The 13,778-nt window shown below is 68.1% G+C and carries 15 protein-coding genes and 1 tRNA gene; 8 read left to right on the forward strand and 8 right to left on the reverse strand.

The annotated features are described in order from the left end of the window. Positions 1-58 precede the first annotated feature (58 nt). Positions 59-865 (reverse strand): S-methyl-5'-thioadenosine phosphorylase, encoded by an 807-nt coding sequence (locus AB0B64_RS19675; protein WP_358178796.1) that lies wholly within the window; start codon positions 863-865, stop codon positions 59-61. Between the two features lie 109 nt (positions 866-974). Between AB0B64_RS19675 and AB0B64_RS19680 the strand changes: the two genes are divergently transcribed. After that, a complete protein-coding gene (locus AB0B64_RS19680; RefSeq protein WP_358178798.1) occupies positions 975-2,948 on the forward strand; it encodes a DHA2 family efflux MFS transporter permease subunit in 1,974 nt (657 codons plus the stop codon). Here the strand turns inward: AB0B64_RS19680 and AB0B64_RS19685 are convergent. The 3 genes from AB0B64_RS19685 to AB0B64_RS19695 all read right to left on the reverse strand — a co-directional run bounded on the left by AB0B64_RS19685 (position 2,945) and on the right by AB0B64_RS19695 (position 5,421). Then, the gene (locus tag AB0B64_RS19685; protein ID WP_357943679.1) at positions 2,945-3,262 is read right to left on the reverse strand and encodes an FmdB family zinc ribbon protein; all 318 of its coding nucleotides are present in this window, start codon (positions 3,260-3,262) and stop codon (positions 2,945-2,947) included. The two genes, AB0B64_RS19680 and AB0B64_RS19685, sit on opposite strands and share 4 nt — an antisense overlap. 68 nt (positions 3,263-3,330) lie before the next feature. Next, positions 3,331-4,836 (reverse strand): potassium/proton antiporter, encoded by a 1,506-nt coding sequence (locus AB0B64_RS19690; protein ID WP_358178800.1) that lies wholly within the window; start codon positions 4,834-4,836, stop codon positions 3,331-3,333. A 24-nt stretch (positions 4,837-4,860) separates the two neighbouring features. Further along, positions 4,861-5,421, reverse strand: coding sequence for a 5-formyltetrahydrofolate cyclo-ligase (locus AB0B64_RS19695; protein WP_357944574.1), 561 nt, complete (start codon positions 5,419-5,421; stop codon positions 4,861-4,863). Positions 5,422-5,454: 33 nt separating this feature from the next. Here AB0B64_RS19695 and galU point away from each other — a divergent pair, with 33 nt between their 5' ends. The 7 genes from galU to AB0B64_RS19730 all read left to right on the forward strand — a co-directional run bounded on the left by galU (position 5,455) and on the right by AB0B64_RS19730 (position 10,019). Further along, entirely contained in the window at positions 5,455-6,357 is a 903-nt protein-coding gene (galU, locus tag AB0B64_RS19700) for a UTP--glucose-1-phosphate uridylyltransferase GalU (protein WP_357943683.1), read from the forward strand. Beyond that, the gene (gene glp, locus AB0B64_RS19705; protein ID WP_358178802.1) at positions 6,344-7,531 is read left to right on the forward strand and encodes a gephyrin-like molybdotransferase Glp; all 1,188 of its coding nucleotides are present in this window, start codon (positions 6,344-6,346) and stop codon (positions 7,529-7,531) included. The genes galU and glp overlap by 14 nt, the downstream gene beginning before the upstream one ends. Next, positions 7,528-7,995, forward strand: a complete 468-nt coding sequence (gene moaC / locus AB0B64_RS19710) for a cyclic pyranopterin monophosphate synthase MoaC (RefSeq protein WP_225296114.1) — start codon at positions 7,528-7,530, stop codon at positions 7,993-7,995. The genes glp and moaC overlap by 4 nt, the downstream gene beginning before the upstream one ends. After that, positions 7,992-8,471, forward strand: a complete 480-nt coding sequence (locus AB0B64_RS19715) for a MogA/MoaB family molybdenum cofactor biosynthesis protein (RefSeq protein ID WP_357944577.1) — start codon at positions 7,992-7,994, stop codon at positions 8,469-8,471. Before moaC ends, AB0B64_RS19715 begins: the two co-directional genes overlap by 4 nt. A gap of 56 nt (positions 8,472-8,527) precedes the next feature. Continuing rightward, entirely contained in the window at positions 8,528-9,181 is a 654-nt protein-coding gene (locus AB0B64_RS19720; protein ID WP_357944580.1) for a GNAT family protein, read from the forward strand. Between the two features lie 181 nt (positions 9,182-9,362). Further along, entirely contained in the window at positions 9,363-9,896 is a 534-nt protein-coding gene (locus AB0B64_RS19725) for a hypothetical protein (protein ID WP_357943687.1), read from the forward strand. Positions 9,897-9,945: 49 nt separating this feature from the next. After that, positions 9,946-10,019, forward strand: a tRNA-Ala gene (locus tag AB0B64_RS19730). Between the two features lie 105 nt (positions 10,020-10,124). On the opposite strand, the gene AB0B64_RS19735 is transcribed toward AB0B64_RS19730, so the two are convergent. The 4 genes from AB0B64_RS19735 to AB0B64_RS19750 form a co-directional block, all read right to left on the reverse strand. Next, positions 10,125-11,810, reverse strand: a complete 1,686-nt coding sequence (locus AB0B64_RS19735) for a hypothetical protein (RefSeq protein WP_358178804.1) — start codon at positions 11,808-11,810, stop codon at positions 10,125-10,127. A 42-nt stretch (positions 11,811-11,852) separates the two neighbouring features. After that, on the reverse strand, positions 11,853-12,569 hold the full coding sequence (locus tag AB0B64_RS19740; RefSeq protein WP_358178806.1) for a hypothetical protein: 717 nt from the start codon (positions 12,567-12,569) through the stop codon (positions 11,853-11,855). Between the two features lie 50 nt (positions 12,570-12,619). Next, on the reverse strand, positions 12,620-13,015 hold the full coding sequence (locus AB0B64_RS19745) for a hypothetical protein (protein WP_358178808.1): 396 nt from the start codon (positions 13,013-13,015) through the stop codon (positions 12,620-12,622). A gap of 154 nt (positions 13,016-13,169) precedes the next feature. After that, positions 13,170-13,613, reverse strand: coding sequence for a hypothetical protein (locus AB0B64_RS19750; RefSeq protein ID WP_358178810.1), 444 nt, complete (start codon positions 13,611-13,613; stop codon positions 13,170-13,172). Between the last annotated feature and the right edge of the window lie 165 nt (positions 13,614-13,778).

Below are 13,778 nucleotides of genomic sequence, written 5' to 3' on the forward strand. Positions count from 1 at the left end.
GCCCGCCCCGCCGAACCGGGGCGGGCGAGCCCCGGCCAGCCGCCCGCAGGGCTCCCACTCACGGCAGTTCGAACGGCAGCTTGATGCCGTCCAACGCCGACCCACACGGGCACGACCGCTCACTCGGCAGCCCCTGCACCGCCTCCGCCACCAGCCCCCGCATGCGGGTCACATTCCGGGCGAAGAACTCCAACACCTCCTCATGGGTCACGCCCTCGCCCGCCTCGACCCCAGCGTCGTGATCGGTCACCAGCGACAGAGACGTGTAGCAGAGCGCCAGCTCCCGAGCCAGGATCGCCTCAGGGAAGCCGGTCATGCCGACGATCGTCCACCCGTTGCCCGCGAACCAGCGCGACTCCGCCCGGGTCGAGAAGCGCGGGCCCTCGATCACCACCAGGGTGCCGCCGTCTACCGTGGCCCAGCCGCCCGCCCGAGCGGCCGTCACGGCCACGGAGCGGCCCGAAGGGCAGTAGGGGTCGGCGAAGGACACGTGGACCGCGCCGTCGATGTCGTAGAAGGTCTGGACCCGTCCAGACGTACGGTCGATGAGCTGATCGGGGATCACGATCGCGCCCGGCCCGTGCTCGACCTGGAGCGAGCCCACGGCGCTGGGCGCGAGCACCTGGCGGACGCCGAGTGAGCGCAGGGCCCAGAGGTTGGCCCGGTAGGGGATGCGATGGGGTGGAAAGCGGTGATCCCGCCCGTGCCGGGGGATGAACGCCACGGGGCGCGAGCCGATGCGCCCGACCGTGACCACGTCGCTGGGCGGCCCGTAGGGGGTGGAGACCTCTATCTCTTCCGCGTCGTCGAGCAGGGAGTAAAAGCCCGAGCCGCCGATGACGCCGATGTCTGCACGAGTGAGCATGGCGCCGAGATTAGCGGCATTGGTGGAGGGGGAGCAGGGGCTGAATGGCGTTCTGTGGATAACTTACTTCACTGCGTTAGCACACAAGTGCGAAGAGTAGTATCTTCGCATGCGGCAAAAGGGCCTCGTCCTCATCATCGTCGCGCTCATGCTCGGTCTGCTCCTCGCGGCGCTCGACCAGACGATCGTGTCGACCGCCCTGCCGACGATCGTGAGCGACCTCGGCGGCCTGGAGCAGCTGTCGTGGGTGGTGACGGCCTACCTGCTCGCCTCGACGGTCTCCACGCCGCTGTGGGGCAAGCTGGGCGACCAATACGGCCGTAAGAGGCTGTTCGTCGCGGCCATCGTCATCTTTCTCATCGGCTCGGCGCTCTGCGGCCTGAGCCAGAACATGAGCGAGCTCATCTTCTTCCGCTCGATCCAGGGCCTGGGCGGCGGCGGGCTCATGGTGCTGGCCCAGGCGATCGTCGGCGACGTCGTGTCGCCCCGCGACAGGGGGAAATACCAGGGGTTCTTCGGCGGGGTCTTCGCGGTGTCCAGCATCGTGGGGCCGCTGCTCGGCGGTCTGTTCGTCGATCATCTCAGCTGGCACTGGGTGTTCTACATCAACCTGCCCATCGGCGCGGTCGCGCTGTTCGTGATCGCCACGGCGCTGCCGGGGGATCAGACGCGGACCAAACACAAGATCGACTATGTGGGTGTCGTGCTGCTCGGCGGTGCCACGTCGTGTCTGGTTCTGATCGCCACCGGGGGTGCCGCTGTGAGCCCGATGATCATCGGGCTCACGGTGGCGGCCGTCGCTCTGCTCGCCGGGTGGGTGCTCGCCGAGCGGCGGGCGGCCGAGCCGGTTCTGCCGCTCGGGCTGTTCAAGAACAGGGCGTTCTCGATGACGGCGTTCGTCGGGTTCGTGGTGGGGTTCGGGATGTTCGGCGCGCTCGCGTACCTTCCGCTCTATCTGCAGGTGGTTCATGGAGTCACCGCGACGTTGTCCGGGGTCTATCTGCTGCCGATGATGGCGGGGATGTTCACGATGTCCATCGTGAGCGGTCAGATCATCGCCAGGACCGGCAAATACCGCTTCCTGCCCATCGCGGGCACGGGGGTGGCGACGGCCGGGATGTTCCTGCTGTCCATGGTGACCGAGCACACGAGCCTGTCGGCGCTGGGCCTCTACCTGCTGGTCCTGGGTGTGGGGCTGGGGATGACCATGCAGGTGCTGGTGATCATCGTGCAGAACGCGGTCGACTTCAAGGACCTCGGTGTGGCCACGTCGGGGGCGACGTTCTTCCGGATGATCGGCGGCTCGTTCGGCGTCGCCACGCTCGGCGCGGTCTTCACCGCCCGGCTCGACGCCGATCTGCGCGAGTTGCTGACCAGGACCAGGCTGCCGCCGGCCTTCGATCCGGCGCGGGTCCAGCAGGATCCCACCACCATTCAGCGGCTGCCGGGCCACCTCGTGGCTGCGTTTCTGCACGTGTACGCCGACGCGATCGCCGCCGTCTTTCGGGTGGCGGCGCCGGTGATGTTCGTCGCTTTCCTGCTCAGCTGGCTGATTCCGCAGCAGCGCCTCAGAGAGACGACCAAGGCGACCGACCTGGGCGAGGGGCTGGGCGCCACGTCGGCGGAGCGGTCGTCGCTGGCCGAGGTCGAGCGAGGTCTCGTACGCCTGGCGGACGCCAACCTGCGCAGGGGCTTCTACGAACGGGTGGGCGACTTGGCCGGTTTGACCGGCGTACCACCGCAGGGCGTCTGGATCGTGGCCAGGCTCGGCGGCGAGGGCTGGGTCAAGGCCGCGGACCTGGCGGCGCGGGCGAACGTCAGCCGTGAACAAGGCCGTCCCTATGCCAACCAGCTGATAACGGACGGCCTTGTCGAACGGTCACCGGACGGCGACTCGCTGCGGCTCACAGAAGACGGCCAGCGGGCCGCGCTGAGGCTGCTGCGCTGCTCGAGCGAGGGATTGAGCAGACTCGTCGCGGACTGGGGCGCGCACCCCCAGCTGGAGCAACTCGTCGAACGAGTTGCCCCGGCCCTGCTCGGCGTCAACGCCGATTGCCCACGCCAGCAGCGTAAAGGGCGCTAGGAGGTGGCGGAAGCGGCCGCGGGGGCCGGAGTCGTGGTGGACTTCGACTCGGCCGGCTTGGACTCGGCGGGCTTGCTCTCGCTCGACTTCCCGTTGGACGAGGACGAAGAGGAGGTGGTGGACGAACCAGTCGAACTGGCCCGGTTGTCCGTACGGTAGAAGCCCGATCCCTTGAACACGATCCCGACGGCGGAGAACACCTTGCGCAGGTTCCCCTCGCAGGCCGGGCAGACCGTCAGCGCATCGTCGGTAAACTTCTGAACGACTTCGAGCTGCTCACCGCAGTCGTTGCAGGCGTACTGGTAGGTCGGCACGCGCTCCTCCTTCAAGTTCTGGCACTCGAGCGATGCGACTGCTAATGGTAACCGATTAGGTCAAACGTCTATTCCGAACCGCGTTCTCCGTACCATCCGGCCAGCTTGCCCCGGCGGCTGACGGCGCGCATGCGGCTCTCGACCTCGTCGCGGCAGGCCGCGGTGGCGACCACGAGCAGCTGGTCGTCCGCCCGGACCCGGGTGGTGGCCGAGGGGACGAACGATTTGCCGTCGCGGACGATGAGCGTGACGGCGGCCCCGGCCGGCAGGCGCAGCTCGAAGATCTCGACGCCGTGCAGCTGGGAGCCGGGCGGCACCTTGATCTGCAGCAGGTCGGCCTTCAGCTCCTCCAGCGGCGCCGACTCCACCTCCAGATCGTGCGCCTCTCCGGGGGCGGCCACGCCGAGGATCCTGGCCACGAACGGCAGCGTCGGCCCCTGCAGCAGCGTGAACACCATCACGATCACGAAGACCTCGTTGAAGATGTCCTTCGAGCCCGCGACACCGGCCGCCCAGGGGATGGTCGCCAAGACGATGGGGACGGCTCCGCGCAGGCCGGCCCATGACAGGAACGTCTGTTCGCGCCAGTTCGTCCGCCCGAGGCGCAGCAGCCGGGCCGCCAGCGCGCTGACCATCACGGACAGTGGCCTGGCCAGGAGCACCAGGACCGTTCCCGCGATGAGGCCCTGCACGATCGCCGACGGCATCTCCTTCGGGTCGGCCAGCAGCCCGAGCATCACGAACAGCCCGATCTGCGCCAACCAGGCGGCCCCTTCCGCGAACCCCCTGGTCGCCGCCCGGTGCGGCAGCCGCGAGTTGCCCAGGATCAGCGCCGTCAGGTAGACGGCCAGGAAGCCCGAGCCGTGCAGCAGCACCGCGCCGCCGTACGAGACGAAGGTCAGCGCCAGGACAGCGATCGGATACAGGCCTGAGGCGGGCAGGGCGACGCGGCGCAGGGTGTACGCGCCGGCGGGCCCGATGGCGAGGCCGACCGCCGCGCCGATGACCAACTCGGTCCCGGTTTGCAACAGGAACGAGCCGAGCGACGGCGGCGAGTGAGTGGCGGCGCTCAGCAGCACCACCGCGATCACCGTGGGCGCGTCGTTGAAGCCCGACTCCGCCTCCAGCACGCCGGCCAGGCGCGGCGGCAGCGGCAGCCGCCGCAGCACCGAGAACACGGCGGCCGCGTCGGTTGAGGCCAGCACCGCGCCGAGGATCAGCGCGGAGTTCAGGCCGAACCCCAGCAGCCCCTGTACGGCCACCGCCACCACCAGGATGCTGACCGCCACCCCGAGGGTGGCCAGGATCAGGGCCAGCGGCACCGAGCGGCGCACGTGGCTCCAGTTCGTGGTCAGACCACCCTCGGCCAGGATCACCGCCAGCGCGCTCAGGCCGATCTGCTGGGCCAGCTCCGGATTGTCGAACGGGATGCCGAACCCGGCCTCGCCCAGGACCAGACCCAGGCCGAGGAAGAGCAGGAGGCTGGGCAGGCCGCTGCGATGCGCGATGCGGACCGAGGCGATGGCCGCGATGACGATCGCGGCACCAAGGAGAAGCCAGACATCTAGCGTCATCTGGCCCCCTCCTGTGTGTTTCCTTCACATAAGCCTAGTGAGTCCGCTGGGTGTGATCGCCCAGCGGACCTGCTGATCGTGTGGTTCGGCCGGCACGTCGTCGATCAGCTCACCGTCATGGAGAAGGGCGACAGTCGGGACGTTCGGCCCCACTCTGGACAGAGCGCGGTCGTACGAGCCGCCGCCACGGCCGAGCCGTACCCCCGAGTGCCTGTCCACGGCGAGAGCGGGGACGATCACGAGGGCGGCCGTGCGGACCGCGTCGACGCCGCGCCGGGTGTCGACCGGCTCCATGATCCCGAAGCGGCCGGGTGCGAGCGTGTCGGGACCGTCATAAACCGCCCAGTCGAGGTCGTCGTCCTCCCGCAGCACGGGCAGCATCACGGTCGCGCCGTGCTTCCACAGCGCGAACACCAGCCCGTGCGTCCCCGGCTCCGAGCCGACGGACCAGTAGCAGGCCACCAGCCCGGCCATCTGTACCCACGGCTGATCGAGCAGTGTTTCGCGGACCTTCGAGGCGTTTATCCGCAACTGCTCCGGGGAGAGGAAGCTACGCGCTGAGAGCAGCTCGCGGCGCAGTTTCATCTTGTCCACAGATACCTCCACTAGGGTCTACTCATGGCTGACTTCGACCCTGTGACGAAAGCCGTCGTGCCCGCCGCAGGTCTGGGCACCCGATTCCTACCAGCGACGAAGGCGACACCCAAGGAGATGTTGCCCATCGTCGACAAGCCCGCGATCCAGTATGTCGTTGAGGAGGCGGCCTCCGCCGGGCTCCTCGATCTCCTCATGGTCACCGGCAAGAACAAGCGGTCGATCGAGGACCACTTCGACCGGGCGTTCGAGCTGGAGGAGGTGCTGGAGGCCAAGGGCGACGAGCATCGGTTGTCCCAGGTCCGCGAGCCGGCCTCCCTGGCGACCCTGCACTACGTACGCCAGGGCGAGCCGAAGGGGCTCGGCCACGCGGTCCTCTGCGCCAAGCAGCACGTCGGCGACAACCCGTTCGCCTGCCTGCTCGGTGACGACCTCATCGACCACCGCGACAAGCTGCTCGACCGCATGATCCAGGTGCGCAACACCTACGGCGGCAGCGTGATCGCGCTGATGGAGGTGCCCAAGGAACAGGTCTCGCTGTACGGCGTGGCCACGATCGAGGCCACTTCCGAGTCCGACGTCGTACGCGTGACCGACCTCGTCGAGAAGCCGCCGGTGGACGAGGCGCCCTCAAACTGGGCGATCATCGGGCGTTACGTGATAGACCCGGCGGTATTCGAGGTGCTCGAGAACACCCCGCCGGGCCGCGGCAACGAGATCCAGCTCACCGACGCGCTCCGTACGCTGGCCGCGCGCGGCACCGAGGAGGGCGGGCCGGTCCACGGCGTGCTGTTCCGCGGCCGTCGCTACGACACCGGCGACAAACTCGACTATCTCCGTACGGTCGTGAAGTTCGCGGCCGACCGGCCCGACCTGGCGCCCGAGTTCGTGCCGTGGTTGCGGGAGTTCCTCGATGAAATCAGTTGACGCCCACCTGGCCGAGATCCTGGCCACCGTGCGTCCGCTGGCCCCACTCGAACTCGACCTGGAGCAGGCCCTCGGCGCGACCCTGGCCGAGGAGGTCTCCTCGCCGGTGCCGCTGCCGCCGTTCGACAACTCGGCCATGGATGGCTACGCGGTACGTGCGCAGGATGTCGCGGATGTCCCGGTCACCCTTCCGGTGATCGACGACGTGGCCGCCGGGTCGAGCGAGCTGCGGGCGGTCGGTCCCGGGCATGCCGTCCGCATCATGACGGGGGCGCCCCTGCCCGCCGGCGCCGACGCCGTCGTGCCGGTGGAATGGACGGACGGCGGTACGGTCTCCGTCACGATCGACCGCGCCCCCACGGTCGGCAACGCCATCCGCCGGGCGGGCGAGGACGTACAAGCCGGTGAAGTCGTCCTCAAACCGGGCACGGTGATCGGGCCCGCGCAGCTCGGCATCATCGCCGGGGTGGGCCGCCGCCGCGTCATGGTACGGCCGCGCCCTCGCGTCGTGGTCCTGTCGACCGGCGCCGAACTGGTCGAACCCGGCATGCCCCTCGGCCCCGGCCAGATCTGGGACTCCAACAGCGTGACCCTGACCGCCGCCGTACGCGAGTCCGGCGCCGAGGGCTTCCGCGCGACCACCGTCGGCGACGACCCCGCCGCCTTCCTCGACCAGCTCGACGCACAGCTCATCCGCGCCGACGCGATCGTGACCAGCGGCGGCGTCTCGATGGGCGCGTACGAACCGGTCAAAGAGGCGCTCACCCCGCTCGGCACGGTCAACTTCGAGAAGGTCGCGATGCAGCCCGGCATGCCGCAGGGCTTCGGCGTCGTGGGCGAGGACCAGGTGCCGATCTTCGCGCTGCCCGGCAATCCGGTCTCGTCGTTCGTCTCTTTCCTGCTCTTCGTACGGCCGGCGCTGCAGAAGATGCGCGGCCTGCCCGTGGACCCTCCGGAGACGGTCTCCGCCCGGGTAACCGGGCCGTTGCGGTCGCCGTCGGGGCGGCGGTCGTACCTGCGCGGTGTGCTGTCGTCCGACGGCACGGTCTCGCCCGTGCGCGGGCAGGGCTCGCACCAGCTGGCCGCGCTGGCCTCGGCCAACGCGCTGATCGTCGTACCCGAGGACGTGACCGAGGTGCCCGCCGGGGCTGTCGTGGAGGTGACCCGGTTTTGACGGAATTCACCCATCTCGATGAGACGGGCGCCGCGCGCATGGTCGACGTGTCCGGCAAGGAGGTCGGGGCGCGTTCGGCCACGGCCACCGGGCGGGTGCTGCTGTCGGCCGCGGTGGTGGAGCTGCTGCGGTCGGGTGAGGTGCCCAAGGGCGACGCGCTCGGCGTGGCGAGGATCGCCGGCATCATGGGCGCCAAGCGGACGCCCGATCTGATCCCGCTCTGCCATCCGATCGCGTTGCACGGCGTGAAGGTGTCGCTCGACGTCGAGGATTGGGGGGTCGCCATCACCTGCCGGGTGAAGACGGCCGACCGTACCGGTGTCGAGATGGAGGCGCTGACGGCGGTGTCCGTGGCGGCGCTCGCGTTGATCGACATGGTCAAGGCGGTCGATCCGGCCGCGGTGATCACCGATGTGCGGGTGGAGGAGAAGGTGGGCGGGAAGACCGGGTTGTGGACGCGGTGATCAGGGCGTTGGTGGTGACCGTGTCGAATCGCGCATCAGCCGGGATTTACGCCGATAAATCGGGACCGCTCCTGGTTTCGTTGCTTTCGGAAGCCGGGTGTTCCGTGGAGGGGCCCGTCGTGGTGCCCGATGGGGAGCCGGTCGAGGCCGCACTCCGCGATGGCGTTTCGGCAGGGTACGCGGTGATCGTGACGACCGGCGGGACCGGTCTGACACCGACCGATCTGACGCCGGAGATGACGGCTCGGGTGATCACCCGCGAGATTCCCGGGATAGCGGAGGCCATCCGCCAGGCGAACCGCGACAAAGTGCCGACCTCGATCCTTTCCCGTGGTCTCGCGGGCCAGGCGGGCGACACGTTGATCGTCAATCTGCCCGGATCCTCCGGAGGCGTACGGGATGGTGTGGCCGTACTCGCTCCCGTCCTTCAGCACGCGGTCGATCAGATTCGGGGCGGTGACCACCCTCGCCCTTAGCGTGCGGAGAGTCACCGCTGCTGATCCGTGGCGACATCGTGCCCGATAGGGGGATGATGAGAGATGTGGATCGACTTCGTGGCTGGCCGGCGGTTCTCAACGAAGGTCCGGTGGGCCTGCGACCGCTGCGACTGGCCGACGTACGTGTGTGGCGAGAGACACGGCTGCGCAACGCCGAGTGGCTGCGTCCCTGGGAGCCCAGCAATCCGGAGACGCCGCTGTTCCGAACGGGTCTCGGCCCGTACATCTCGATGGTCGGCACCCTGCGTCGTGAGGCCAGGCAGGGCCTCGCGCTGCCGTGGGTCGTCACGCACGGTGGCCGGTTCGCGGGACAGCTGACCATCGGCGCCATCGTCTGGGGCTCGGCCCGCTCCGCACAGGTGGGCTACTGGATCGACGGCGCGCTGGCCGGTCAGGGCATCACCCCGACCGCGCTCGCGATGGCCGTCGACCACTGCTTCTTCACCACCGGCCTGCACCGGCTGGAGGCGAACATCCGCCCCGAGAACCAAGCCAGCCGCAGGGTGGTTGAGAAGCTGGGATTCAGGGAAGAAGGCATACGGCGTCGCCAACTTCACATCGATGGAGCCTGGCGCGATCACATTTGTTACGCGTTGACCGTCGAGGACGTACCCGGGGGCTTGCTCGTACAGTGGCGTCGCGCGCGTGAGTCAGCCGCTCACGGTGGGTCTCCAGTAGAAGAGGTTTGACGATCTCGCGACACACCGCACCGAATGCTCGTCAATTAGTGACACGCGGTCTTACGGTGCGTGACGTGAGCACATCGAAGACGCCGCCAGCAGCCAGGCGTCTTTGTGCTGCCCGGAGGTGGCTGTGAGCATCCTCCTCTACCTGGCCATCGTCGTTATGTGGCTGTGTGTCCTAGTTCCGATGTGGTTGCGCAGGGACAAGACCAACCTCGCCGAGCTGGTGGAGCTCGAGGAGTACTACACCGGCGAACACCAGCTACCGGACCTGTCCCAGCAGCCCGACGATCTGGTGGAGCAGCCCGAGGACTACACGGGCGAGTTCGAACGAGTCGACCCACGGCAGTTCCGGGCCAGGCGCCGCGCGATCATCGTGGCCCGGCGCCGGCGCCTGCTCTTCTTCACCGCCCTGCTCGTGATCGCCTCTGTCGTCACCGCCGCGGTCAAGGTGATCCCCTGGTGGAGCGTCGCGCCCGCCGGGGTCATCATGCTGGCGTACATGGCCTTCCTCCGGATCGCGGTCCAGGTGGACCGCGAACGGCGCGATCGTGCGGCTCAGGCCCGTACGGCCCGCGCCCGCCGGCTGCGCGAGCAGCAGCGGGCGGCGGAGCTGGCGGCCGAACAGGCACAGGCCGAGATCATCGACCTGGCGGCTCGACAGGGGGACGTACTGTTCGATCAGTACGCGGAGCCGCCTCGGCGGGCGGTGGGGGACTGAATGTGTGGCGCGAGGAGTGCTGGGGGTTTGCTAATCTGGTCAAGTCCATGGGGATGTAGCGCAGTCCGGTAGCGCACTTCGTTCGCATCGAAGGGGTCAGGGGTTCGAATCCCCTCATCTCCACCGCAGGTCAGAGGCCGTTTCCCAGTCGGGAAACGGCCTCTTCTGTTTGGTCGATGTCCGATTCTGGGAGCAGAATGGGAGTGACCTTGGAAATGTGAGCCCTGCTCAGCCCGTGGCCGAGGAGATCCGCCGCCGCCCCTGAGGGGCCGCCCGGAGCCGCCGAGTGGGTCGGCTGATCCTCGTGACGACCTCCTCCCGATACGGCCGCAAGATCTCGTTCACGATCCGCACGGGCGACTGCGGCGTCTGGCCGCTGTCACGGAACCAGATCTGCTCCAGCTCGACGCGCTCGACCAACGATCGCTCCCACCGCTTCTGCAACGAGTCCACGAGCTCACCCCGCATCGTGTCGGAGATCTCCGTGTACCGGTCCCGCATGGACCGCTTCGTCTCCGGGTCGTCGTCCTCCCCGATGTGGCCCATTCGGTCGTCCCTCAGCACGTCCGCGATTCGATCCTCGGCCATCCACGTCTCCTGGCTGCGCCGGAGCCCGTGCGGGGTTATTCCGAGCTTGACCGGCAGCCACATCGCCCCCCACTCCGCCCCCTCCGGCAGATAGGAGGAGCGGACGAACCGGTCGAGCAGCTGCTCCCGCGTGAGCGCCTCTGCCGCCTCCAGTGTCATCCCCTGATCGACCGCGTACACGATCAGCGCGTCCCGCTTCGAGCGGCTGTTGACCGGCAGCTGCTCCGGTCGGCGCAGTATGCCGCGAGAGGCCGGCACCTCGAACACCCCGTCGGCGAAGCTCGCAGGGGCGGCCACGCCAGGCCAGGACGACGAGGTGTCCACCAGAACCGGCGTCGCTGGTCGCGGCCGCTTACCCCCCTGTGCCGGGTAGCGGCCGTCAGCAGCGGGCCGGAAGAACCGCCTCGCGAAATCGCTGCGGCGTGCGTGCGTGCGGCCCGGCCCGAGGAAGGCGTAGGCGCCGCCCTTGCAGTAGGGGTCCTCCGTTGCCGGGTCGCATGCGCACCTCGTGGTGCCCATCCGCCCCAGATGGGTACCCACGAGCGCATCCAAGAACGGCGGCGTATCGATGGCGCGGACGGACCCATCCTTCGGGTATTGCCGATAGAACTTGCCGTTCAGCTCGTACAGCTTCCAGTCGATGTCCCATCGGCCTTCGTGCAGCAGGTCGGGGTGGAGCCCTTTGGACTCCGACCAGCGCAGCCCTGTGTACAGGATGGTGATGAGCTCGACGAATTCGTCATCGCGCCCGCTGAGTACGGCGGCGCGCTCAGCCAGCAGGAAACCCTCAAGCGGGGTTACCCACGGTTTGCGCTTGTGCTCCCGTCGCGCCATGCGGCGGGTGGCCTTCTTGCCGGTGGCGCGTTCGCGGATGGCGGGGTTTGTCGGGATGCGTTTCCCTCTCACCGCGGCTTGCAGGCAGGTGGCCAACGTGGAGCGGACATCCCGCGCTGTGCGCTTGGACACGCCGCCCTCCGCTACCATCGCTAGCTCCCAGGCGTCGATCTCTTCTGGGGCGCTGGCGATGGCCGCGAGAGATCGGCCTTGGAAGGTGGGGAGCGCCCACATCTCCAGGTGGTACATGCGCGTCTCCAGCGTGGACAACTCAAGGTCCAACGTGGGAAACCAGGTGTTGACCCAGTCCTCGAACAGGATCTGCCCGGCTCTCGGATCCACATATCGGTTCGCGTCGATGTCGGCTTCTTGCCGCTGCCAGTACTTGTCGGCGGCCTTCTTATTGAGGAAGCCGGAGACGCTCTCGGCTTTGCCGTTCGGGGCTATCCAGCGGGCACGCCAGAAGGTCCCGCGTTGCTCAGACCAGCCCATTGGCAGGTCTCCTTCGGGGAGGGTTGAGGGCAGGGGTTCAAGCTAGGAAAGCACACAGAGGTCGAGCAGCGGATCCAAATCGACCCGCACCGCGCACCGGGCCGCCGCGGCGGTCGTTGCAGGCCCCTCCTCCGCCGCGGGCGGCTGAGTAGCGGCTGGCCGTTCAGGCGAAGGGGCCGGCGCCGCGGGAGTCCTGGTCGCGGAAACCTCCTGCGCCTGCATGGTCGGCTCGCTGACTGCGGTCGGCTGCTTGGCGCTCGGCTTGGGTGTGGGCTTGGCGGTTCGCCGCGCGGTCGGCTTGGTCGTGGGCTTGACGCTCGGCTCGGTCTGGCTGGTGTGGATGATCGGCGGCTGCGTGGGGTCCGCCAAGCTGGCTGGCTTCGATGAGGGTTCGGCCGTGACGGTGGTTCGTACTGGCCTCGGCGTCGGGGCGACGACTGGCTCCACCCGCGTGGCCATGATGGTGACCGTCTGCTGCGGTAATGCAGCCGGCAAGCGGTCGCCGTCCAGCGCTATGTTCGCCCCTGTGACGACCGCCGCCGAGGTGACGGCAGCAGTGATGGTGGTGGCTGCCCCCTGATGGTCGCGAGCCCAGTGTGCAAGTCGCTCCGCCAGCCAGCCGAAGGCGGCGGCCACGAGAGCGTCGATTCTGAACACGCTGTAGGCGGCCCGCTGGTTCTTCTCGGCCGTGTTGAGGATGACGGTCGGTGCCTCGCCCTCCTTCCGGGGAAGGGCGAGTACGGCGATCTCCGGCGGCATGTCTAAGCGGAGGGGGATCGGCTTGACGTTGTCGTCTCGGCGATGCGAGCTCATCTTGCTGTGCCCTCCCGTACGAGGGCGCGGACGTAGTCCCACAGCCACTGCTCACGGTCGGGATCGGCCTTGCCTTGCGGGTTGAGCAGGATCGGGACGCGGTCGCCGTCCACCATGACGACGATCGTTCTGCGGCGGGCGCGAGTCGGCCGCCGCAGTTCTTCGACGAAGCGCTGCGGCGGAATCGACGGATCTTCGGGCGGCTGGTGATGCCGCCCAATACGGTCCAGGCCGCGGATAGCTTTACGCATCCTGGCCCGGTCTTGGCGGGTGGTGCGCGAGGCTTCGATCGCGTGGGCGATCAGGGCGCGCTGGCTGGGGGAGCCGCCGCCGTCGTCACCACCTCCTCCTTGGCCGTCGGTGCCATTGGTGCTGTTGGTACGGGACGTCACGTCCGCCCTCCGGTGCTGGGAGATGTGCGGGTTGGTCCCTCGTGCAGTAAGGCTGTCGGGACTTTATTGACGCTCTTGCCATGGTTTGGGTCTACACCCAAAATCCGAATGTAACCGTTCTGTTACTTTTAGTGGCGTGTGCGAAGATCTTCCGCTATGCGCCCTTGCGTCGTCGATCCTCTTCGTCGAGTCGCTGCTCTCGCCGCAACTCCTCAATCTGTCGGGCCTGCTCGTCGAGTCTGCTGGCGACTGTCTCGTGGAGTTCCGCCAGTCGCCGATCGACTGACGCCAGCAGGTCCTTCAGCTGCGGGGTGATGGCCGAGTCTCCTTCGTCGTCGGCTTCATCGACCGCCCCCCGAACCTCCGCTTCGAGCGCGGGAAGACTGCCAGCTGGCGGAAGGGGGGTGGGGTCGCGGCCCGCCAGGACCGCGTCGATGCTGTCAGGTTTCCAGTGGAGGGCGCGTTCGAGTCCTCTCTTTGTCAGGGTGCTGGGCTCGTTCTTGAAGCGCCGGATAGCGCGGAGCGTCTCGACCGTAATTTCCGCTTCGGACGCCACTTTTGCCCATGTCATGCCGAGGGCCTGCCGTCGCTCTTCCATGGCGGCGGCTAGTCGCTCTCGGGGAGTTGCTGGTGTAGGGCTCACGAATACTCATCATGGACTACAGACCTGTACAGGTCTACCTGTTGTAAGGGCCCAGTGTCAGGCCAGGTCTGTATCAATCTGTGCCAACCTGTACTAGAAATCTGTACAGATCTGTTCTCC

Origin of the sequence: Nonomuraea sp. NPDC049129 (genome assembly GCF_040648495.1) — a bacterium.
Classification (GTDB): Bacteria; Actinomycetota; Actinomycetes; order Streptosporangiales; family Streptosporangiaceae; genus Nonomuraea.

Bases quoted from the DNA above. Each gene is read 5' to 3' on its own strand.
- AB0B64_RS19675 (WP_358178796.1), bottom strand. From the start codon at position 865: ATGCTCACTCGTGCAGACATCGGCGTCATCGGCGGCTCGGGCTTTTAC.
- AB0B64_RS19680 (WP_358178798.1), top strand. From the start codon at position 975: ATGCGGCAAAAGGGCCTCGTCCTCATCATCGTCGCGCTCATGCTCGGT.
- AB0B64_RS19690 (WP_358178800.1), bottom strand. From the start codon at position 4,836: ATGACGCTAGATGTCTGGCTTCTCCTTGGTGCCGCGATCGTCATCGCG.
- AB0B64_RS19695 (WP_357944574.1), bottom strand. From the start codon at position 5,421: ATGAAACTGCGCCGCGAGCTGCTCTCAGCGCGTAGCTTCCTCTCCCCG.
- galU (WP_357943683.1), top strand. From the start codon at position 5,455: ATGGCTGACTTCGACCCTGTGACGAAAGCCGTCGTGCCCGCCGCAGGT.
- glp (WP_358178802.1), top strand. From the start codon at position 6,344: ATGAAATCAGTTGACGCCCACCTGGCCGAGATCCTGGCCACCGTGCGT.
- AB0B64_RS19720 (WP_357944580.1), top strand. From the start codon at position 8,528: ATGAGAGATGTGGATCGACTTCGTGGCTGGCCGGCGGTTCTCAACGAA.
- AB0B64_RS19725 (WP_357943687.1), top strand. From the start codon at position 9,363: ATGTGGTTGCGCAGGGACAAGACCAACCTCGCCGAGCTGGTGGAGCTC.
- AB0B64_RS19735 (WP_358178804.1), bottom strand. From the start codon at position 11,810: ATGGGCTGGTCTGAGCAACGCGGGACCTTCTGGCGTGCCCGCTGGATA.
- AB0B64_RS19740 (WP_358178806.1), bottom strand. From the start codon at position 12,569: ATGCCGCCGGAGATCGCCGTACTCGCCCTTCCCCGGAAGGAGGGCGAG.
- AB0B64_RS19750 (WP_358178810.1), bottom strand. From the start codon at position 13,613: ATGGAAGAGCGACGGCAGGCCCTCGGCATGACATGGGCAAAAGTGGCG.